Origin of the sequence: Ruthenibacterium intestinale, from assembly GCF_040096265.1 — a bacterium.
In the GTDB taxonomy this organism is placed as follows: Bacteria; Bacillota; Clostridia; order Oscillospirales; family Ruminococcaceae; genus Ruthenibacterium; species Ruthenibacterium komagatae.
Genome location: NZ_JBBMFA010000053.1, coordinates 1 through 19,664, shown reverse-complemented (window position 1 = coordinate 19,664; position 19,664 = coordinate 1). Strand labels below are relative to the sequence as shown.

The 19,664-nt window shown below is 50.0% G+C and carries 24 protein-coding genes and 1 pseudogene; 22 read left to right on the top strand and 3 right to left on the bottom strand.

The window, feature by feature from the left end; all coding sequences use genetic code 11:
* Positions 1-20 precede the first annotated feature (20 nt).
* From WMO24_RS03075 to tnpA, 3 genes and pseudogenes are all read left to right on the top strand, one after another.
* On the top strand, positions 21-248 hold the full coding sequence (locus WMO24_RS03075) for a hypothetical protein (RefSeq protein WP_349214871.1): 228 nt from the start codon (positions 21-23) through the stop codon (positions 246-248).
* Entirely contained in the window at positions 223-1,404 is a 1,182-nt protein-coding gene (locus tag WMO24_RS03070; protein ID WP_349214870.1) for a PDDEXK family nuclease, read from the top strand. Before WMO24_RS03075 ends, WMO24_RS03070 begins: the two co-directional genes overlap by 26 nt.
* A gap of 169 nt (positions 1,405-1,573) precedes the next feature.
* A pseudogene (tnpA, locus tag WMO24_RS03065) lies at positions 1,574-2,034 on the top strand (IS200/IS605 family transposase).
* 108 nt (positions 2,035-2,142) lie between these two features.
* On the opposite strand, the gene mtaB reads toward tnpA, so the two are convergent.
* Positions 2,143-3,435, bottom strand: a complete 1,293-nt coding sequence (gene mtaB, locus WMO24_RS03060) for a tRNA (N(6)-L-threonylcarbamoyladenosine(37)-C(2))-methylthiotransferase MtaB (RefSeq protein WP_349214869.1) — start codon at positions 3,433-3,435, stop codon at positions 2,143-2,145.
* Positions 3,436-3,576: 141 nt separating this feature from the next.
* On the opposite strand from mtaB, the gene WMO24_RS03055 reads away from it, so the two are divergent.
* From WMO24_RS03055 to plsY, 8 genes are all read left to right on the top strand, one after another.
* The gene (locus WMO24_RS03055; protein ID WP_349214868.1) at positions 3,577-4,701 is read left to right on the top strand and encodes a D-alanyl-D-alanine carboxypeptidase family protein; all 1,125 of its coding nucleotides are present in this window, start codon (positions 3,577-3,579) and stop codon (positions 4,699-4,701) included.
* Between the two features lie 80 nt (positions 4,702-4,781).
* Positions 4,782-6,116 (top strand): glucose-6-phosphate isomerase, encoded by a 1,335-nt coding sequence (locus tag WMO24_RS03050; RefSeq protein WP_349214867.1) that lies wholly within the window; start codon positions 4,782-4,784, stop codon positions 6,114-6,116.
* A gap of 37 nt (positions 6,117-6,153) precedes the next feature.
* Positions 6,154-6,558 carry a hypothetical protein gene (locus WMO24_RS03045; protein WP_349214866.1) on the top strand — a complete coding sequence of 135 codons (405 nt, stop codon included), beginning with the start codon at positions 6,154-6,156 and terminating at the stop codon, positions 6,556-6,558.
* Positions 6,559-6,699: 141 nt separating this feature from the next.
* Complete coding sequence (locus tag WMO24_RS03040; RefSeq protein WP_349214865.1) at positions 6,700-7,191, top strand: YceD family protein; 492 nt, start codon at positions 6,700-6,702, stop codon at positions 7,189-7,191.
* 29 nt (positions 7,192-7,220) lie between these two features.
* Complete coding sequence (rpmF, locus tag WMO24_RS03035) at positions 7,221-7,403, top strand: 50S ribosomal protein L32 (RefSeq protein ID WP_349214864.1); 183 nt, start codon at positions 7,221-7,223, stop codon at positions 7,401-7,403.
* A gap of 89 nt (positions 7,404-7,492) precedes the next feature.
* On the top strand, positions 7,493-8,797 hold the full coding sequence (locus tag WMO24_RS03030; protein WP_349214863.1) for a DUF512 domain-containing protein: 1,305 nt from the start codon (positions 7,493-7,495) through the stop codon (positions 8,795-8,797).
* Between the two features lie 18 nt (positions 8,798-8,815).
* The gene (gene der, locus WMO24_RS03025; RefSeq protein WP_349214862.1) at positions 8,816-10,141 is read left to right on the top strand and encodes a ribosome biogenesis GTPase Der; all 1,326 of its coding nucleotides are present in this window, start codon (positions 8,816-8,818) and stop codon (positions 10,139-10,141) included.
* Positions 10,142-10,173: 32 nt separating this feature from the next.
* Positions 10,174-10,848 (top strand): glycerol-3-phosphate 1-O-acyltransferase PlsY, encoded by a 675-nt coding sequence (gene plsY, locus WMO24_RS03020; protein ID WP_349214861.1) that lies wholly within the window; start codon positions 10,174-10,176, stop codon positions 10,846-10,848.
* Between the two features lie 83 nt (positions 10,849-10,931).
* Here the strand turns inward: plsY and rpmB are convergent, their stop codons facing one another.
* Complete coding sequence (gene rpmB, locus WMO24_RS03015) at positions 10,932-11,120, bottom strand: 50S ribosomal protein L28 (RefSeq protein ID WP_349214860.1); 189 nt, start codon at positions 11,118-11,120, stop codon at positions 10,932-10,934.
* A gap of 210 nt (positions 11,121-11,330) precedes the next feature.
* On the opposite strand from rpmB, the gene WMO24_RS03010 reads away from it, so the two are divergent.
* The 11 genes from WMO24_RS03010 to WMO24_RS02960 all read left to right on the top strand — a co-directional run bounded on the left by WMO24_RS03010 (position 11,331) and on the right by WMO24_RS02960 (position 19,412).
* A complete protein-coding gene (locus WMO24_RS03010) occupies positions 11,331-12,008 on the top strand; it encodes a site-2 protease family protein (protein WP_349214859.1) in 678 nt (225 codons plus the stop codon).
* 22 nt (positions 12,009-12,030) lie between these two features.
* A complete protein-coding gene (locus WMO24_RS03005; protein WP_349214858.1) occupies positions 12,031-12,729 on the top strand; it encodes a segregation and condensation protein A in 699 nt (232 codons plus the stop codon).
* On the top strand, positions 12,729-13,313 hold the full coding sequence (gene scpB, locus WMO24_RS03000; RefSeq protein ID WP_349214857.1) for an SMC-Scp complex subunit ScpB: 585 nt from the start codon (positions 12,729-12,731) through the stop codon (positions 13,311-13,313). Before WMO24_RS03005 ends, scpB begins: the two co-directional genes overlap by 1 nt.
* On the top strand, positions 13,310-13,942 hold the full coding sequence (locus WMO24_RS02995) for a DUF2953 domain-containing protein (protein ID WP_349214856.1): 633 nt from the start codon (positions 13,310-13,312) through the stop codon (positions 13,940-13,942). Before scpB ends, WMO24_RS02995 begins: the two co-directional genes overlap by 4 nt.
* Positions 13,943-13,960: 18 nt before the next feature.
* Positions 13,961-14,353: a GerW family sporulation protein gene (gene ytfJ / locus WMO24_RS02990; RefSeq protein ID WP_349214855.1), complete on the top strand. Its 393-nt coding sequence runs from the start codon at positions 13,961-13,963 to the stop codon at positions 14,351-14,353.
* A 67-nt stretch (positions 14,354-14,420) separates the two neighbouring features.
* The gene (locus tag WMO24_RS02985; RefSeq protein ID WP_349214854.1) at positions 14,421-15,275 is read left to right on the top strand and encodes a pseudouridine synthase; all 855 of its coding nucleotides are present in this window, start codon (positions 14,421-14,423) and stop codon (positions 15,273-15,275) included.
* Positions 15,272-15,619: a hypothetical protein gene (locus tag WMO24_RS02980; protein ID WP_349214853.1), complete on the top strand. Its 348-nt coding sequence runs from the start codon at positions 15,272-15,274 to the stop codon at positions 15,617-15,619. Before WMO24_RS02985 ends, WMO24_RS02980 begins: the two co-directional genes overlap by 4 nt.
* 91 nt (positions 15,620-15,710) lie before the next feature.
* Complete coding sequence (locus WMO24_RS02975) at positions 15,711-17,039, top strand: carboxyl transferase domain-containing protein (RefSeq protein WP_349214852.1); 1,329 nt, start codon at positions 15,711-15,713, stop codon at positions 17,037-17,039.
* A 44-nt stretch (positions 17,040-17,083) separates the two neighbouring features.
* Complete coding sequence (locus WMO24_RS02970; RefSeq protein WP_349214851.1) at positions 17,084-17,476, top strand: biotin/lipoyl-containing protein; 393 nt, start codon at positions 17,084-17,086, stop codon at positions 17,474-17,476.
* Between the two features lie 21 nt (positions 17,477-17,497).
* Complete coding sequence (locus WMO24_RS02965) at positions 17,498-18,898, top strand: oxaloacetate decarboxylase subunit alpha (protein WP_349214850.1); 1,401 nt, start codon at positions 17,498-17,500, stop codon at positions 18,896-18,898.
* Positions 18,899-19,031: 133 nt separating this feature from the next.
* Positions 19,032-19,412 carry a PH domain-containing protein gene (locus tag WMO24_RS02960; RefSeq protein WP_349214849.1) on the top strand — a complete coding sequence of 127 codons (381 nt, stop codon included), beginning with the start codon at positions 19,032-19,034 and terminating at the stop codon, positions 19,410-19,412.
* A 41-nt stretch (positions 19,413-19,453) separates the two neighbouring features.
* Here WMO24_RS02960 and WMO24_RS02955 read toward each other — a convergent pair.
* Positions 19,454-19,664 (bottom strand): hypothetical protein (locus tag WMO24_RS02955; RefSeq protein ID WP_349214848.1); only part of this gene is annotated, 211 nt, incomplete at its 5' end.

Below are 19,664 nucleotides of genomic sequence, written 5' to 3'. Positions count from 1 at the left end.
CTGGCCTCACGAACCTTTCTATGTATGATACGTTACAAGTTGGAAAAAACTTTCACAAATCTGTCTTTTCTTTTACAGATCCTTGTGTGCGAAAAGACGGGATTCTTTTTCATTATACCGGATTTGCGCAAAATGACAACATCGGCTTGCGCTGTATCCGCACAGGCATTAAAATGAAAGAAAGAAAATCGCCCCAGAAGCGGGAAAAGAAGGCGTTGTGCGATGAAAACAATTGTGGAATTGTATGATAAAGAACCGCTGGAAAATATTTTGTCTGCGTGTGTGTTTGAGCCGGATATGGTGGTTTATATCTGCGACGCCCGTGACTCTTCGCTTCGGAAGGAGACTGCGGTCGAAAGACTGTTCAAAAGCAGAGGTCTGCGCACACAGTCACGGTTTTACTATATCAATACTTCCGATGTGACCGCCATTTGGAAAACCATGGAAGCAATTTGCAGGGACTATCCGGATTGTGCGTTTGACTGCACAGGCGGAAAAGATCTGGTGCTTCTCATGGCCGGGATTTTTTGCAAGGAGAAAAATGTTCGGGCCTATTACATTGATCTGGAGCGGAAAAAACTGGTGAACCTGTGCGGTTGCGAAGATTTGGCAGAGCGTTTTTGTGTGCCGCAGTTTACGGCAGAGGATGTGTTTTCTCTGGCAGGAGCCAAACTGGTAGGGTATGGCCATTTTTCGCCGGCTGAGATGAGCGAAGAGTTTGAGCGCAGCGTGCCGGACATCTGGAATATTGTACTGAAGAATCCCGAGGCGTGGGGTGGCGCAGTAGGCTATTTTCAGGCGGCCGGAGTGGGCAAGCAGGAAGAAGATTTGTGGATTCGTGCACCGAAGACGATTCGTGTCAACAAGCAGGTTACTGCGCGGTGCAACGAAAATATTCTGGAGCGTCTTGCCGCCTGCGGCGCGATTCAAAGACTGACAGTGCAGGGGGATGAGGTCCAGTTTCGGTATCGGGACGAACAAATGAAAAAGTGCCTGCAGAATCATGGCATTTGGCTGGAACTGTACGGCTATTTTGCGGCACGTCAAAGCGGTTTGTTCGGGGACGTTCGAACCAGCGTCATTGTGGATTGGGATAATGCCTACGGGCGTACACCAAGCACAAGGAATGAAATCGATATTCTGATCGTCGAAGGTGTTACGCCCGTTTTCATCTCCTGCAAAATGGGAGTGCCTTCGCCGCTGGCGTTGACGGAGATTAAAATCCTGAGTCAAAAATTCGGCGGTGAGAGAACCCGGACCGTAATGCTGACGGCTGCGAATGTACACGAGGAAAATCGTCCGCTGTCCCAGCGCGCCAGAGATTTGGGGATTACGCTTCTTGATCGCGGAAATCTGCAAAGAAACGAATTTGTTCAAAGCATTCAGAGAGTGATTTCAAAATAAAAGGACGGAACCAACTCGGTTCCGTCCTTTTTGTATAACGAAAACCACTCGCTAGGCGAGTGGTTCAAAAGAAGACTATAGTCGATGCTGCAGAAAGAAAAACTCCCTTTGCTATAATGGAAATGCGGTCTGCCAACTGCACAAGCCAAGCAAAGGGAGGTCATTCGGAGTGAACGACGTAAATAGTTTATCGCACACAAGCTGGAATTGCAAATATCATATAGTATTTGCGCCGAAATATCGGCGCAAAGTATTCTATGGACAGAAGCGTAGAGAGGCAGGAGAAATCCTGCGAACACTGTGTAATTGGAAGAAAGTGAAAATCATAGAGGCAGAAGTATGTCCGGACCACATACATATGCTCGTAGAGATACCACCCAAGTACTCGGTGTCCAGTTTTATGGGATACCTGAAAGGGAAAAGCAGCCTGATGATATACGAGAAGTAGCCGGAATTGAAGTATAAATACCGCAACAGGGAGTTCTGGTGCAGAGGGTACTACGTAGACACAGCGGGCAAAAATGCAAAGAAAATAGAGGAATACATACGGCGCCAGCTGGAAGAAGACAAAGCCGGTGAACAGTTAACGATGGGAAACATCTAAAAAGCCCGTTTACGGGCAGCAAGTAACAGTCCTTCGCGGCTGGCAGACCGTACCAACGCGACGTGACGCGTGCGCTAGTATTCCAGGGGTTTACCCGTCTATGAAAAACCCCCGGCTTTGCCGGGGGATATTTATTACATAAGTGGGTCGGCAGTACAACGTTCGCCGTCAAACGAGCCCAACCGGGCCGGTACGATTTCCCCTTGCACATGTCCGGGGGCATGGATCAAAACGGGAATGTATTCTTTGGTATAGCCGGTATAGCGATCTTTGGCGACCGGTTTTTCCAGAAGAACTTCGACTGTTTGACCTTCTCTTGCGCGAATAATTTCACTGCGGACGGCATCTGCTTCTTTCTGCAGAAGGTGGTTTCGCTGCGCCTTAACGGATTCGTCCACTTGGTCGGGCATGTCGTAAGCGGGTGTGCCTGCACGGCGCGAATAGGAGAAAACATGGACTTTCAAAAAACCAATCTCACGCACGAAAGAAACCGTTTCGGCGAACTCCTCTTCGGTTTCTCCCGGAAATCCCACAATGATGTCGGTGGTAAAAGTAGCGCCGGGAAAAGAGGCGCGCAGTTTCCGGACAACCGTGCGGTATTCATCTGCTGTGTACACACGTCTCATCCGGCGAAGCGTTGGCGTACAGCCGCTTTGCAGCGAAAGATGGAACTGAGGGCACAGTTCTTTGACGGCGGCCATTTGCTGAATGCAGGCATCGTCCAGAAGATCCGGTTCAAGGCTTCCCAGACGAATGCGCTCAATTCCCTCTACCTGAGCTGCTTTCTTCACGATTTGAGCCAGATTGGTTTGAGTGTCCTGTCCGTAGCTGGATAAATTGATTCCGGAAAAAACAACTTCGCGATAGCCTGCGCGGGCAAGCACTGCGAGTTCTTTCAAAATATTTTCCTCCTGGCGGCTTCGCACATTTCCGCGTGCGCGGGGAATAACGCAATAGGCACAACGACGGTTGCATCCGTCTTCAATTTTCATGAAAGCACGGGTGTGGCCTGCCAGTGACTCCATCGGCAGTTCCTCAAACAAATCCCGCTGCTGATGCGGCGCGATGTCCACGATGCGCTCGCGCGTTTGCAGAAAAGAGAGAACATTGTCCAGCAAGTGTGCGCGGTTTTTGCTGCCGGTAATGATGTCTGCTTCCGTTGCCTGCGATGCTTCCTGGGGAAATGCCTGCGGATAGCATCCGGTCAATACGGTAACGGCGTCGGGATTCTGCCGCTTGGCGCGGCGCAGCCATTGCCGGCTTTTCTTGTCACCACCGGCGGTTACCGTACAGCTGTTTACAATATATACATCGGCGTCTTCCGTCGGCTGCGCCAGCGAAAAACCGTTGTCGCAGAACAACTGTTCCAGAGCACCGGTTTCGTTTTGATTGACCTTGCAGCCCAAGGTATAAAATGCAATTTTCAAAATGTCACCTCGTTCATTTGTGACTTTATTATACAGAAATGCGGATAAAATCACAACCCACCCTCATATGATTGATTGAAATCATCGAGGAGGGATATGCGCATGAAGAGGACAGTCATATGGAAAAATTTCACAGCGCTTATGCTTGTCGCGACAATTTGTCTGGGGTTGGCGGCACCGCACGCCTGGGCGGAAAATTCCACCGAACTGAATCTGCCTTGCAGAAACGCCATCCTGGTCAATGTGAATACGGGAACGGTACTCTATGAACAGGGGCCGGATGACGAAGTCCCGATCGCATCCATTACAAAAGTGATGACGCTTCTTTTGACACTGGAGGCAGTGGAAGCGGGAAAGGTTTCCATGACGGATATTGTTCCGATTTCGGAACATGCCTATAATATGGGGGGCAGCCAGATTTGGCTGGAGCCGGGAGAGCAGTTCACGCTGGATGAACTGATCAAAGCAATCTGTATATGTTCGGCAAATGATGCAGCTGTGGCTGTGGCGGAATTTGTGGGCGGATCGGAGCCCGTGTTTGCGGAAATGATGAACGCCAAGGCAAAAGAATTGGGGATGAATCACACTCATTTTGTAAACGCCTGCGGATTGGATGAAGCGGGGCACTATTCTTCTGCGAGAGATGTGTCGATCATGTCGATGGAGTTGCTCAAACACCCCAAAATTCTGGAGTACTGTGGAATTTGGATGGACAGCTTGCGCAACGGCGAAACACAGATGGTAAACACCAATAAACTTCTGAAAAGCTACCCGGGAATTACCGGCTTGAAAACGGGTACCACCAATGGCGCGGGCGTGTGTATTTCCGCATCTGCCGAACGCGACGGAATGAGCCTTCTGGCGGTTGTGCTGGGCTCTCCGTCCAGCGGAGAGCGATTTGAAGCGGCGACGCAGCTTCTGGATTACGGCTTTGCCAACTATGAAACGGCGGAATTTCCGTCGATTGCCGGAAGGGTGGAGACACTTCCGGTCAAAGGTGGTGTCAGTCAACAGGTGACGCTCTCCTATGAGATACCGGAGAAGATTCTGCTGAAAAAGGGAGAAGGGAAGAAATTAACGGCTGAAACGACGCTTCCCCAGCAGATGGAAGCTCCGGTCCAGAAGGGGGAAAAGGTGGGAGAAGTGACCCTGAAAACGGAGCAGTCCGTCATCGGCACGTACCCGGTGACGGCAGCGGGCGATGTTTCAAAAATGGATTTTTCAACGGCTTTTTCTTTGCTTTCCCACGCGATATTTACTTTATAAAAATCCATGCCTTTAATTGACACCGGACAGACCTTCTGATATAGTTAATATATAAAAATCAAATGTTCGGAGGTTTCTGTATGAGTGTCAAAATGAATGGCAAGCATCTTGCTCCGTTTATCAGTGAAGATGAATACAAGGCGCTTTTTCCGCAGGTGAAACTTGCGCATGAGTTGCTCCACAGCGGGCAGGGACAGGGAAATGATTTCCTCGGTTGGTTGGATCTTCCCGTCAATTATGACAAGGAAGAGTTTGCGCGCATCAAAAAAGCGGCGGCGAAAATCATTTCTGACAGCGATGTGCTGATCGTGATCGGTATCGGCGGAAGTTATCTGGGCGCCCGTGCGGCGATTGAAGCGCTGAAGGGAACACTGTATAACAATACCTGCAAAAAAACGCCGCAGATTTTTTATGTGGGCAATTCCATCAGTCCGGCATACCTGCAGGATGTGATTTCACTTTGCGAAGGCAAGGATGTTTCCGTAAACATCATTTCCAAGTCCGGCACAACGACGGAGCCTGCGATTGCTTTCCGTGTTTTCCGCGACATGCTGGAGAAAAAGTATGGCAAGGAAGGCGCCAGAAGCCGCATTTATGCGACCACGGATAAGGCGCGTGGTACACTGAAGGAATTGGCTGACGCTGAGGGATATGAGACGTTTGTGGTTCCTGACGACGTTGGCGGACGCTATTCTGTACTCACTGCAGTCGGTCTTCTGCCTATTGCAGCGGCGGGATGCGATATCGATCAGCTGATGGCTGGCGCGGCAGCCGCCCGTGAGGCGTTGGCTGTTTGCGATGAAAACAATGACTGTTATCGTTACGCGGCAACGCGCAATATTTTGTATCGCAAGGGAAAAGCTGTGGAACTGCTGGCCTGCTATGAGCCCAATTTCACATTGATGAACGAGTGGTACAAACAACTGTTTGGTGAATCCGAGGGCAAGGATCAGAAGGGTTTGTTCCCCGCCAGCGTGATTTTCTCCACGGATCTGCATTCCATGGGACAGTTTGTGCAGGACGGCGCCCGCATTATGTTCGAAACAGTGGTGGATATTCAGAAACCTCAGAAGGATCTGTACATTGAAAAGAGCGACGAGAATTTCGATGGCCTCAATTTCCTGGCAGATCAGAATATGAGCGTTGTGAACCGCAAGGCGATGGAAGGAACCATTCTTGCGCATACAGACGGCGGGGTTCCCAATGTTCTGTTGGAAGTTGAAAGTCTGACGGAATTTAACCTGGGCTACCTGATTTATTTCTTTGAGAAAGCCTGCGCAATTTCCGGTTATCTGATGGGAGTCAATCCCTTCAATCAGCCCGGCGTGGAGAGCTACAAAAAGAATATGTTTGCCCTGCTGGGAAAACCTGGCTATGAGGACCGCAAGGCGGAACTGGAAGCGAAACTTCGTTAAATGCACCGGATGGTGTCAAAATAAAGGAGGCATTCCTATGATTCAACTGATTATTGGCGGCAAAGGCTCCGGCAAGACCAAAAAAATGATTGATATGATTAATGAGAGCGCGAAGACGACTCCGGGCAACATTGTTTGCATTGAGAAGTCGATGAAGCTCACCTATGATATTGACCACAATGCCCGTTTGATTGATGTGGATGAGTACAAAATTGAAGGGTATGAGATGTTGTACGGCTTCATGGCTGGTATTTTGGCCGGCAACTACGACATCGTGGAAGTTTATCTGGATGGCGTGCTGAAATTGGGCAATCACGACATGGAAGGCCTGGGCGTTCTGCTGGATAAAGTCAATGCGCTGGCTGGTGACACGGTGAAGGTCGTTGTCACGGTTTCTGCCAATATGGATCAGCTGACAGATGGTGTAAAAAAATATCTGTAATCTGCAAAACTTTTGCTGCAGGGACCTGCGTGCGGGTCCCTGCGTTTTCTGTTGTTTTGCGTGCTTTTTTTCTACAAATAGTATTGACAAACCAACACTTTGCAGTTATAATAGCTAAGCGACCTTTTGAGGAGTGTGCGTATGCTGCTTGATATCAAAAAGATTTTCAGCACATATGATGCGCCTGTGAAAGTATCTGAGGAGTTGGATCTTTCCAAGGAGGATTTTCCGGGGTATGAGGTACCTGACTCCATACACTTGGAGCTTTGTTTGGTCCTTCATGGAAATGTATTGGAGACGGAACTTTATTTTCGAGCACAGGCTGTTTATGAGTGTGCCCGTTGCCTTGAAAGATCACAGCAGGTTTTCGATGTGGAGAGAAGTTATCCGGTTCGGCAGGCGGATCTGACAGATCCGGATGCGGAACTTCCGTTTACGGAAGATGGACAGCTGGACACAAAGGAACTTGTTTATTCAGAGCTTTTGCTCGAAATACCGACAGTGCTGCTTTGCAGCGATGACTGTGCAGGGCTTTGCCCCGTTTGTGGCAGAAAAAAACCATGTGCTTGCACGCATGAAACCAACGATGCCACAGATGAAAGGCTTTCTATATTAAAACAACTGCTATCTTAAATGATTCACACAACGAGGAGGTGCTTATAGTGGCAGTACCCAAGAGAAAGGTTTCCAAGGCAAGACGCGATAAGAGGCGCTCCTCCGTGTGGAAGCTGACTGCGCCCACGCTGGCGAAATGCACGCAGTGCGGCGAGTATAAACTTCCCCATCAGGTATGCGGCAATTGCGGCTACTACAAGGGCAAGGAAATCGTGAAAAAGGAAGCGTAATTGGCTTCCCGCAGAAAGACATGGGGAAGGGAAACCTTCCCCTTTGTTTTTTATTCTCGGTTGTTTTCTGATTTTTCTTTTGAAAGGATGTGCGCTGTTTGGCTGTACGCGTCACAGATGTGGAAAAAGGTTCTCCAGCAGAAGCGGCAAAGCTTGCAGGCGGAACGCTGCTTTCCATTGATGGCAACGAGATCAACGATATGCTTGATTATGAGTTTTATTCTTCGGGTGCGCATCTGGAACTGGCTGTCATGCGGGGGGCAAAGCTGGAATATCTTCAAATTGAAAAAGAGGAATACCAGCCGCTGGGGTGCAGTTTTGAAAGCTATTTGATCGATAAAAAGCATTCCTGCAAAAACAAATGCATGTTCTGCTTCATTGATCAGATGCCGAAGGGAATGCGGGAAACACTTTATTTTAAAGACGATGACGAGCGCTTGTCGTTTCTGTTCGGAAATTATGTGACACTGACGAATCTCAGCGCTCACGAGATCGACCGCATCAAGAAAATGCACATTTCACCCATCAATATTTCTGTCCACACGGTGGAACCGGAATTGCGGGTAAAAATGATGCGAAATAAGCACGCCGGAGAAGTGTTGCGCTATATTGATGAATTTGCCGAAGCGGGCATTGAGATGAATTGCCAGCTGGTCCTTTGCAGAGGGATCAATGACGGGGAACATCTCAGAAAGAGTATTGAAAAACTGGCCAGCCTTTATCCGGCAGTTAAAAGTATCGCTGCGGTCCCCAGCGGCTTGACCAAATACCGTGATGGGCTGTATCCGCTGGAGCCGTATGACTGTGAGACGGCATGCCAGGTCCTGGATATTCTGGAAGAGTATGGAGACCGGTACCAGAAGGAGCGGGGAGAACGCATCATTTATCCGGCGGATGAATGGTTCCTGCTGGCCCAAAGACCCATTCCGCAGGATGAGTATTATGGGGAATATCCCCAATTGGAAAATGGTGTGGGAATGTGGCGCACGTTGCATGACGAGTTCATGAATGCGCTGGATACACAGCGCTATCCTCGCTTCCCGCGGCGTGTGGATGTGGCGACAGGGACTTTGGCCGCGCCTTTGATCCGGATGCTGATGGAAGCGCTGCATGACAGGCAGCCGCACATTCGTGTGGAAGTTCATCCCATTCAGAATGATTTCTTTGGCGGAAATGTCAGTGTAGCGGGTTTGGTCACAGGACAGGATTTGATCGCACAGCTTCAGGGAAAACTGAAGAGCAGAGTGCTGGGAATTCCGGAGGTAATGCTGCGGGAGGAACGGGACCGCTTTTTGGATGACATCACCGTGGAGCAGGTGGAGAAGGCCTTGAAAGTGAAAGTGCGGATTATTCCGCAAAACGGAGAAGAAATGTTGCGGGAATTGATCCGCTGAGAAAGAAAGGATTTCCATATGTCGAAACCAATTGTAGCCATCGTTGGTCGCCCCAATGTGGGAAAATCGACGTTGTTTAATAAATTGATCGGGCAGCGTCTGGCAATCGTAGAGGATACGCCGGGCGTTACGCGCGACCGCCTGTATGGAAACTGCGAATGGCAGAATCATAACTTTTTGCTGGTGGATACAGGTGGAATTGAACCAAGTGTAGATGACGGCATTTTGCTGCATATGCGTCAGCAGGCGCAGCTTGCCATTGATACCGCCCAGGCGATTTTGTTCGTGACGGATTTGAGGGCGGGCGTGACGGCGCAGGATGCAGACATTGCCAATATGCTGATGCGCTCGGGAAAACCGGTGGTTCTTGTTGTGAATAAGGTGGATTCTCTGGGAGCACCCCCTCTGGAGCTCTACGATTTTTACAGCCTGGGGCTGGGGGAACCCTATCCGGTATCTTCTGTGCATGGTCATGGCACCGGTGATATTTTGGAAAAAATTTGTGAGTATCTGCCGGATCAGAGCGAAGAGGTTGAAGAGGACGATCGCATTACAGTGGCGGTCATCGGCCGGCCCAATGTGGGTAAGTCCAGTCTGGTCAACTATGTGCTCGGCGAGGAACGCATGATCGTAGCCAATGAAGCGGGGACGACCCGTGATGCGGTGGACAGCGACGTGGAAAACCGGTACGGAAAGTTCGTCTTCATTGATACAGCGGGACTTCGCAAGCGTGGAAAAGTTGAGGACGGTGTGGAGCGTTACAGTGTTCTGCGCAGTTTGGCCGCAGTAGAGCGTGCCCGTGTGTGCGTGATTATGATTGATGCGACAACCGGGTTTACCGAGCAGGATTCCAAGGTGGCAGGCTTTGCTCATGAACAGGGGAAAGCATGCATTGTGGCAGTTAATAAGTGGGATGCTGTTGAAAAAGATGATAAAACCATGCAGGAGATGCGCAAAAAGCTGGAAAATGATTTTAGCTTTATGGCGTATGCGCCGATCATTTTTATTTCGGCCAAAACAGGCCAGCGTGTGGACCGGCTGTTTGAGCTGATCAAGTATGTGGACAGCCAGAATGCGCTCCGCGTTACGACTGGTGTGCTGAATGATCTTTTGGCTCGTGCGACGGCACGTGTTCAACCGCCTTCCGACAAGGGTAAGCGTCTGAAAATCTATTATATGACGCAAATTTCCACACGGCCGCCCACGTTTGTATGCTTCTGCAATTCCAAACAGCTGTTCCATTTTTCCTATCAGCGCTACATTGAGAATCAGATTCGTGAAACCTTTGGGCTGGAGGGTACTCCTGTCCGGATTTTGATTCGGGAACGCGGTGAGAAAGCCTGAAGCAGGCGGGATAAGGTAAAGGAGGAATCGTTTTGAAGGGTTTTCTGCTGTACGTTGTCTTTTGTGTATTGATTCCGTATTTATTGGGCTCTTTAAGCTTTTCTGTCATTGTGTCCAAGACGCTGTATCATCAGGATATTCGAAATTTTGGTTCCGGAAACGCCGGAATGACCAATGTTTTGCGCACTTTTGGAAAAAAAGCTGCCGCTCTGACCGTTGTGGGTGATATCGGAAAAGGGGTTGTGGCGGTCCTTTTGGCAAAATGGTTTTTCGGGTCTCAGTTGGCTTCGGAACAATCTTACTTTTTAGGTGCGATTTTTGGAATCTACCTCGCGGCGTTTTTCGCAGTGCTGGGACATGTTTATCCGTTGTACTTTGGCTTTAAAGGCGGTAAGGCTGTTTCTGTGGCAACCGGAACCATTGTGGCAATCTCGCCTGTAATGGTTTTGCCGCTTTTGGTTGTGTTTTTTGGCGTTCTCGCAGCTGGAAAGATGGTTTCCCTTTCCAGTATCTGTTGTGCGGCAGCCTATCCCGTGGTGACCTTTCTGTACTATTGGCTGATTCAGAAAAGCGATTTGTCGGTGATTTTGACAACGACCATTGGTGCGGCCATCATGGGAGCACTGGTCATTTGGTTGCATCGCTCTAACATTCAGCGTATTCGAAATGGCACGGAGTACAAGTTTTTTCAAAAGAAAAGTAAATGAAAAAAGGCGTCCGGAAGACCGGACGCCTTTTTCATCATAAAAAAATCGCCCGATCAAAGGATCGGGCGGCGCTTTCTCTTTTATTACAGAGCGCGGGTAACCTTACCGGAACGCAGGCAACGGGTGCAGGCGTAGATATAACGGGGAGAACCGTCGACTACCGCTTTCACTCTTTTTACGTTGGGTTTCCAAGTACGGTTGGAGCGGCGATGAGAGTGGGAAACCTTAATACCAAACGCCACACCTTTACCGCAGCAATCACATTTTGCCATTGTACTGCACCTCCTCTTTTCAAGTAGCTAGAATATAATACCAGACATTTTAAAAAAAAGCAAGTTTTTTTCTAAAATAAATTCAAATACGAGAAATTTTTTGCGTGTGCCAGTGTAAAACTACGCCTGGAGGCTGAAATGGTTGTTATTTGGTTGAAAAAGTGCTATCATAGAGTGTCTACAAGAATCTGACAGGAAGGGAATTCAGCCATGGACTATGCGAAACTTGCACTTTATTTGGCGCGTGCAATTGCGCTTTTAACGGCCATTCCGTTTCATGAGGCTGCGCACGCCTGGGCGTCGGATAAGCTTGGAGACCCCACAGCGAAATTGTATGGAAGAATGTCGTTGAACCCGGTCCGGCATTTTGATCTTTTAGGTGCTTTGTGCATGATTTTGGTTGGATTCGGATGGGCGAAGCCCGTTCCGGTGGCGGCACGAACGAATTTTAAACATCCCCGCCGTGATATGGCACTTTCGGCTGCAGCAGGGCCGCTGGCCAATGTTTTGCTGGCGGCTGTCTGTATGGTAGTGTATAAGGTTTTATGGTATGTGTTCGCGGGAGCAGTCTTTTCGAATGCGGATTCAACTGCAGTCGTCGTTTGGTTGTTTGTGCTGCGCGTTTTGAATTCGATGATCAGTGTGAATATTACACTGGCTGTGTTCAATCTTCTGCCGGTTCCGCCTTTGGACGGCTCGCGTATTTTCAATGTTTTGCTGCCCGATAAGGTTTATTTTGGGATTATGCGCTATGAGCGTGTGATTTTGTTTTGCTTGTTTGCTGTTTTGTGGCTGGGGGTTCTTGACGGCCCGCTGAATGTTCTGTATAGCTGGATGCTGCAGGGCCTGGATTTTCTCACAGGATTTGTAGAACTTCTTATGGCTTGAGAACGGGGGAGACATGGAAGGAATGACGTTCAAATTAGATCAGTTCGAAGGCCCGCTGGATCTTCTGCTGTATCTTGTTTCGAAAAACAAAATGAACCTTTACGACATAGAGATCGTTTCTTTGATTGATCAATATGTTTCAGTGGTACATGAATTGTCTCCTGAACAAATGGAAAGCGCCAGTGAATTTATCGAAATGGCAGCTCGCCTGGTTCAAATGAAGTCTTATTTTCTTTTGCCGAAAAGTGAAGAAGCAGAGCGCATGAAAGAAGAACTCACGGGCCTGTTGGTGGAGTACTCCATGTGCAAAGAAGTTGCCGGAAAGCTGAAGCAGATGAGCGAAGGGATTTATCATGTCGTGCGTTTGCCTGCAGAGATTCAGTTTGATACAGAATATCGGCTGCACCATGATGTATATCTTTTGGAAAATGCCTACAATGCTCTGCAGGGAAGAAGTGTGAAGAAACGGACGCCGCAGCAGGAGCAGTTTGAGCCGCTCACAACGGCACCGTTTGTATCGGTGGGGTCACGAATCATTGCAGTGCTGAGAGGGCTGGTCACAGGTCGTGTAAAGCGGCTTCGGCAGCTTTTTCAGGCCAATGGAAGCCGAAGCCAAACAGTCGCTACCTTTTTGGCGGTTCTGGAACTGGTGCGGGCCGGCCGCATTGAAATTGCAGAGGATGAGACATTAAAGGTCAAACGCAAACGGGAGGAACGATAATGGAGCTCAGGCAATTAAAAGCAACCGTGGAGGCAATGCTTTTTGCCCACGGCGAGCCGGTCAGTTCAGAGCGCCTTGCAGAGGTGCTGGAAATGCAGACGGAAGATATGGAGCGCGTTTTGCTGAGTCTGTCAGATGACTATGCTTCCCAGGATCGAGGAATCTGCCTTTTGCATCTGGAAGATCGCTGGCAGCTTGCGACTAAAAATGAATATGCAGCTCCCATCAAAACCTTGATGGACAATCGGCGCAATACGCCGCTGTCTTCCGCAGCATTGGAAGTGCTGGCGATTATCGCATATAATCAGCCTGTGTCGCGTTCGTTTGTGGAACAGGTTCGCGGCGTGGATTCTTCTTCCACCATTCAAAAACTGGTTCAGAAGGGATTGGTGGAGGAAGCCGGACGGCTGGATCTTCCGGGACGGCCGGTGTCGTTCCGTACCACCGATGTGTTTTTGCGCACATTCGGGTTGAAAAGCCTTTTGGATTTGCCGCCGCTGCATGAAGATGATTATCCGTTGGAAGCGATTGCCGCGGGGGCACAGGAACCCGATGAAAAGATGCAAGAGGACCAGATGGAATGAGTGCTTTTTTAGCTGTTGTGGGATGGTCACTTTTGGCTGTCTTCCTTTTATTGCTCGTGCTTTTGCTGTTTCCGGTTTCTGTGCCGATTGAATTGCAGCAGGACCAAGTTGTCATAAAGCTGAAAGTGCTGTTTCTGACGTTTCAGCTGTATCCCAGGCGTGAGAAACAGGAAGCCAAGACTCCGGAAAAGGAAAGTGGCCAGCCGGCGGCCGAAAGCAAGCAGCATACGGATGAAAAAGAGCAGGCGCAGGCTACTTCGGAAAAGAAGAAGAGCAGACTCGATCTTTCTCAGCTGGCGCAACTTGTTTCGACGGCCTGCTGGCTGATGCGAATTGTGTTTCGTCTGATTCAAATTCGGGACATCCGGATTGTGTATCCCGTTCAGGGGGAAGATGCGGCGCAGACGGCGATTCAATATGGACGCATCAATGCTTATCTGGGCAGTACGCTGGGCGTGTTGCAAAATTTTTTGAACATGCATTTCAAACAGGTGGATATTTTGCCTGATTTTAACGGTAATTGCAAATATCAGCGTTATTTCTATTGTAAATTACAAGCAATTCCGCTTATAATGATAGTAGCGGCTCTTTATGCCTTGGTGCGCCTGAAGGGCGAGAAGGTAATTTGATTTGGAGGCATTTTTCTTATGAGCGAACATCCGATTCAAGGTTTGATGGACGTTACCCTGGAGAAGATAAAGAGCATGGTGGATTCCAATACCATCATTGGCAATCCGATCAATATGGCAGACGGAACAATGATCCTGCCGGTTTCAAAAGTCACTTTTGGTTTTGCTTCCGGCGGTTCGGATTTTCCAACGAAAACATCCAAAGAACTGTTCGGAGGGGGCAGTGGCGCCGGTGTTTCCATTTCTCCCATTGCGTTTTTGGTTGTTCATGAGGGCAACGTGCGCCTTCTTCAGCTGTCGGATACATCCAACAGTCTGGATCGGGCCATTGGCATGATGCCGGAAATGGTGGACAAGGTTTCCGACTTGTTTTCCAAAAAGGAGAAGAATTCAGAGCAAAAGCAGAGCTGAGAGGGGCGCATTGCGCCCCTTTTTTGGACAGGCATCTGCGCAGAATAAAAAGTAAAGGATTGGATTTATGGCCAGTGAACGAATTCAAAAGGTAATGGCACAGCAAGGGGTGTGTTCGCGTCGCGCTGCGGAACAGCTGATTGAGCAGGGGCGTGTGAAGGTGAACGGACATCCTGTTTCCCTGGGGGACAAAATGGACCCGGCGCGGGATGTGCTCAGTGTGGACGGACAGCGCGTATATGTGCCCCGCCGCACGGAAAAGTATTACTACATGCTGAACAAACCCCGTGGATATATCACGACCACCAGTGACGAGCGGGGACGTAAAACGGTTATGGAACTGATGGAAGACGTTCCGGCCCGCGTGTATCCGGTGGGGCGCTTGGACAAAGACAGCGAGGGCCTTTTGCTGTTTACCAATGATGGCGATTTTGCGAATCTGCTCACGCATCCCAGTCATGGCGTGTCGAAGCTGTACCGGGTTACGGTCCGGCCTCATGCGACGGAAGAACAAATCATCGCTTTAACAGACGGCGTTGTACTGGATGACGGCACAAAAACGTTGCCGGCGGTGATCCATGTGGTGACTGACGAACCGGAGCGGACGGTTTTGGAAATGACCATTCGCGAAGGGAAAAACCGTCAGATTCGTCGGATGTGTGAGGCGGTCGGCCTGGATGTCATCCGGTTGAAACGTTCTGCACTGGGCGCGGTGCGTTTGGGAATGCTTCAGCCGGGCCAGTACCGGGAACTGACTTCGGGAGAAGTGAATGCGCTGCGTGCAGCGGCGCAGAAAGGAAAAGTTACTGCGCAGATCGCCCGCAATACACAGGCAAACGCCGCCAAAAAGTTGATGCGGCCGCACGGGGTGCGTGCACCGAAAGGCGCTGTGGCTGCGAGAAGGAGGCAAAGAGAAAAATGATTGCCATGCGGCCGATTCTGGAGCAGGACGTAATCGATCTGCTGAACGATGGGCGATTTGAAGGCGAGCTGGACGGATACGTTGTGATGGAAGGAAGCAACTATTTAGGATATATTTTGTATCGACTGGAAAAACCGGTGGTTCGCGTGTTGGACTGTGGCGTAGAAAATACAGCCTGCATTGATGGTGCGGTTCGGGCTTGTGTGGCGGCAGGACAAAATGCTGGTTGTACTTGTTTTTCGGTCCGTGAAGAAGATGAACGTCTTTGCAAATGGCGGAGCATCTTTTGCAAAGGTGAGCAGGACCCTGTTCCCATCGACAAAATTTTTTCACTTTGCAAATAATTTGCATTTTTCGGCACATTAAGGACTTGTTATTGTTTTATCAAAATAGTATAATAGTAGTAATTTGGAATTTTATGCAGGAGGGCTGTTCATGGCAAAAGCAACATCCGGCAAGGAAGTCCTTGCTAAATTTTTTGATGAAGGTGCCTATCAGACGCTGTATGCAGATGCAAACGGCGCTGTGACGGCTGCTTTCGGCAGCGCAAACGGCACGCCCGTGTACGCTGTATGCCAAAATGGTGCGGCAGTGTCCGCGAAAGATACGGAGAAAGTGGTAAAGGTTCTGGACATGGCGGGTAAAACCGGCAATCCGGTCGTTACTTTCTACAACTCCATTGGTGCAAAATTGGAAGAGGGACTGGCAGCTTTGTCGGGAAGCGCGAATGTTGCTGCGGCTGTTGCCAAACTGTCCGGCGTCGTGCCTCAGATCGCGGTTGTGACCGGCGTTTGCGGTGCCGGTAGTGCGCTGGCTGCGGCCGGTGCGGACATCTGCGTGATGAGCAAGGAAGGCGAACTGTTCCTGACCGCTCCGTTCACCAGTGCTGCTGCTGGCGATAAGGTTGAGAACGCTGGTTCCGCTGAATACGCTGCAAAAGCGGGTGTTGCGACCATCGTGGTTGACAACGCGGAAGCAGCGGCTGTAAAAGCGGCTGAGCTGGTGGCTTTGCTGCCGGCCAATAACCTGGCGGGAGCTGCGGTTTTTGAGGCGGCTGCGCCTGCAGGTGTTTTGAACCTGGCGAAATATACTGCTGCTGATGCCGTTAAGGCATTGGTTGATGCGGACAGTGCAGTGGAGCTGTATGCCGGCTTTGGCAAGCATGTGTTCACCGCTCTGGCAACGGTCGGCGGAAGCGTAGTCGGCATTGTGGCAACTGAGGGAACTCTGTGCCGCGAGTGCGTTTCCAAAACTGCGCGTTTTGTTCGTCTGTGCGATGCGTTCAGTGTTCCGGTTGTCACGGTCGTCAATACCGACGGCTTTGTGGCCAGTTCTTCTGACGAAGAGGCGGGCGGCCTGCGTGAGGCTGCGCGTTTGACCGGCACTTATGCGGATGCGACCACAGCAAAGGTAGCGGTTGTGACTGGTAAAGCAGTGGGCACTGCGTATACGGCGCTGGCAAATGCCGATTTGACCATTGCGGTTGAAGGCTGCACTATTGCTCCGCTGGATCCGAAAACGGCAGTTACTGTTCTGTACAAAGAGGAACTGGAAAAAGGCAACAACATCGCAGGCGACACTCAGAAACTGGCGGCCAAATATGCTGCTGAAGAGTGCAGTGCTGCTTGTGCGGTGGAAGCCGGCCTGGCTGATTTCGCTGTGGATGCCGCTTCGGTGCGTGCAACGTTGATCAGCGCTCTGGACATGCTGTCTACCAAGCGTACACAGCGTATGCCGAAAAAACACGGCAATATGTCTCTGTAATCGGTAAGAATCTAAAGACATCATAAATTGGGAGGAACTCCAACATGAAAACTTTTAATGTAACCGTGAACGGCACTGCTTATAGTGTTACTGTCGAAGAAACCGCCGGCGGCGCTCCTGTTGCTGCGCCCGCTCCCGCCGCTGCAGCTCCCGCTGCTCCTGCACCCGCAGCTCCCGCTGCTGCTCCTGCTCCCGCGCCGAAAGCTGCTCCCGCTGCTGCTGGTGCCATCACCGTCACCGCTCCCATGCCCGGCAACATCCTGGACGTGAAGGTTTCCAATGGCGCTTCTGTGAAAGCTGGCGACGTGCTGTGCATTCTGGAAGCTATGAAGATGGAGAACGAGATCGTTGCTCCGCAGGATGGTACGGTTGCTTCTGTCAACTGCAGCAAGGGCGACGTTGTCAACGTTGGCGACGTGCTGGTATCTCTCAACTAATTGAGAACGGGGTGAAACATTTTGGCTAAGAAAATCAAAATAACAGAATGCGCACTGCGTGATGCGCATCAGAGCCTGATCGCGACCCGTATGACACTGGATGAGATGCTTCCCATCCTGTCTACGATGGATGAGATTGGCTACTATTCTTTGGAGTGCTGGGGCGGTGCGACGTTCGACTCCTGCATTCGTTTCCTGGACGAAGATCCTTGGGAGCGCCTGCGCACGATCCGTCGTGAGTGCCCGAAGACCAATCTGCAGATGCTGTTCCGCGGCCAGAACATGCTGGGTTATCGCCCGTATGCGGATGACGCGGTGGAGTATTTTGTTCAGAAGTCTGTTGCGAATGGTATCGATATTCTGCGTATCTTTGACGCGCTGAACGATCCCCGCAACTTGGAGACTGCCATCAAAGCTTCCAAAAAAGAGAAAGCACATGTTCAGGCTTGCATCAGCTACACGCTGAGCCCGGTGCACAACAATGAGTACTTTGCAAATTACGCTAAGACTCTGGAGAGCATGGGCGCTGACAGCATTTGCATTAAGGACATGGCCGGCCTGCTGACTCCGTATGCGTGCAGCGATCTGGTTGCTGCTTTGAAAAAGACCGTTAAGATTCCTGTGGACATTCACTCCCACTATACTTCCGGTCTGGCTTCCATGTCCATCTTGAAGGGCATTGAAGCTGGCGCTGACATTGTGGATACCGCTATCAGCCCGCTGGCTCTGGGTACTTCTCATATGCCGACGGAAAGCCTGGTGGCTGCGCTGCAGGGAACCGAGTACGACACGGGTCTCGATATGAAGAAACTGAACGTGGTTCGTGCGCACTTCGCAAAACTGCGTGAGAAATACTTGGCTTCCGGCCAGCTGAATCCGAAGATGCTGGGCGTTGACGCGAATACGCTGCTGTATCAGGTTCCGGGCGGTATGCTTTCCAACCTGCTCAAACAGCTGAAGGACGCCGGCAAAGAGGACAAGCTGGAAGAGGTTCTGGCAGAAGTTCCCCGTGTACGTGAGGACTCCGGCTATCCTCCTCTGGTTACTCCGACCAGCCAGATCGTAGGTACGCAGGCTGTCTTCAATGTCATCCTGGGCGAGCGCTATAAGATGGTCACCAAGGAGTTCAAGGGACTGGTTCATGGCGATTACGGCAAGACCCCGGCTCCCATCAGCCCCGAGTTCACCAAACGTATTCTGGGTGACGAGCAGCCCATCACCTGCCGCTTCGCGGATACGCTGGAGCCTGAGATGGAGAAGCTGAAAGCAGAAGCTGCCAAGTGGGTGCGTCAGGAAGAGGACGTTCTGACTTACGCTATGTTCCCGCAGGTTGCGCCGAAATTCTTCGAAAAGCGCAACAACAAACTGATGGGTGTTGACGGCGATCATGTGGATTTTGCCGGTAAATCTCATCCGGTTTAAAAATGGTTGAAGAAGGTCCGTGCAGAGATTCGCTCTGCACGGACCTTTTGGTTTTTAGAGAGATGTTTACGGTTTGTTTATTGATTTCAAAAGTGCGGGTTGATACAATAAGGGCAAAGGAGGCGGAACAAACATGGATATAAAGAGAAACATCGTCTGGAGCGATCGAAAACGAATTGTTTTCGGTTTGCCGTGGACTTTTACCAAATATTCTTTAACACCCGAAAAACTCTTAATCCAGTCGGGAATTTTGAATACCAAGGAAGAAGAAATTCGACTGTATCGCATTATGGATATAACTTTAAGACGCTCTTTATGGGAGAGAATGTTCGGCTTGGGAACAATCCATTGCTGTTCGGCTGACAAGTCTACTCCGGAATTTGATATTTGCTGGATTCGGGACGCAATGCATGTGAAAGAAATGCTTTCGGGTATGATTGAAAAAGAGCGAATGGAAAAACGCGTGACGAGTCGTGAGTTCATGACGGATGAAGATGATTCTTTCGACGAATGAGTCGGGGAGTTTACAAACACAGCTACATATGGTAAAATATGTTAAAAGAACAAGTGAAATTTGTGTTCCATTCGAAAAGCAGTCTGTTGTTTTGAGGTGGAGAAATATGCTGTTTGTTTTTTTGAAAAATTGGGGGTAAATATCAGGGAGGTTCTGCGCGTTTGCGCGGAACCTCCTTTTTGTTTACCGAAAACCCCCGGCTGTGCCGGGGAGTTCTCAAAAAGCTTTAGCGTTGCATAGGAAATAAAAACT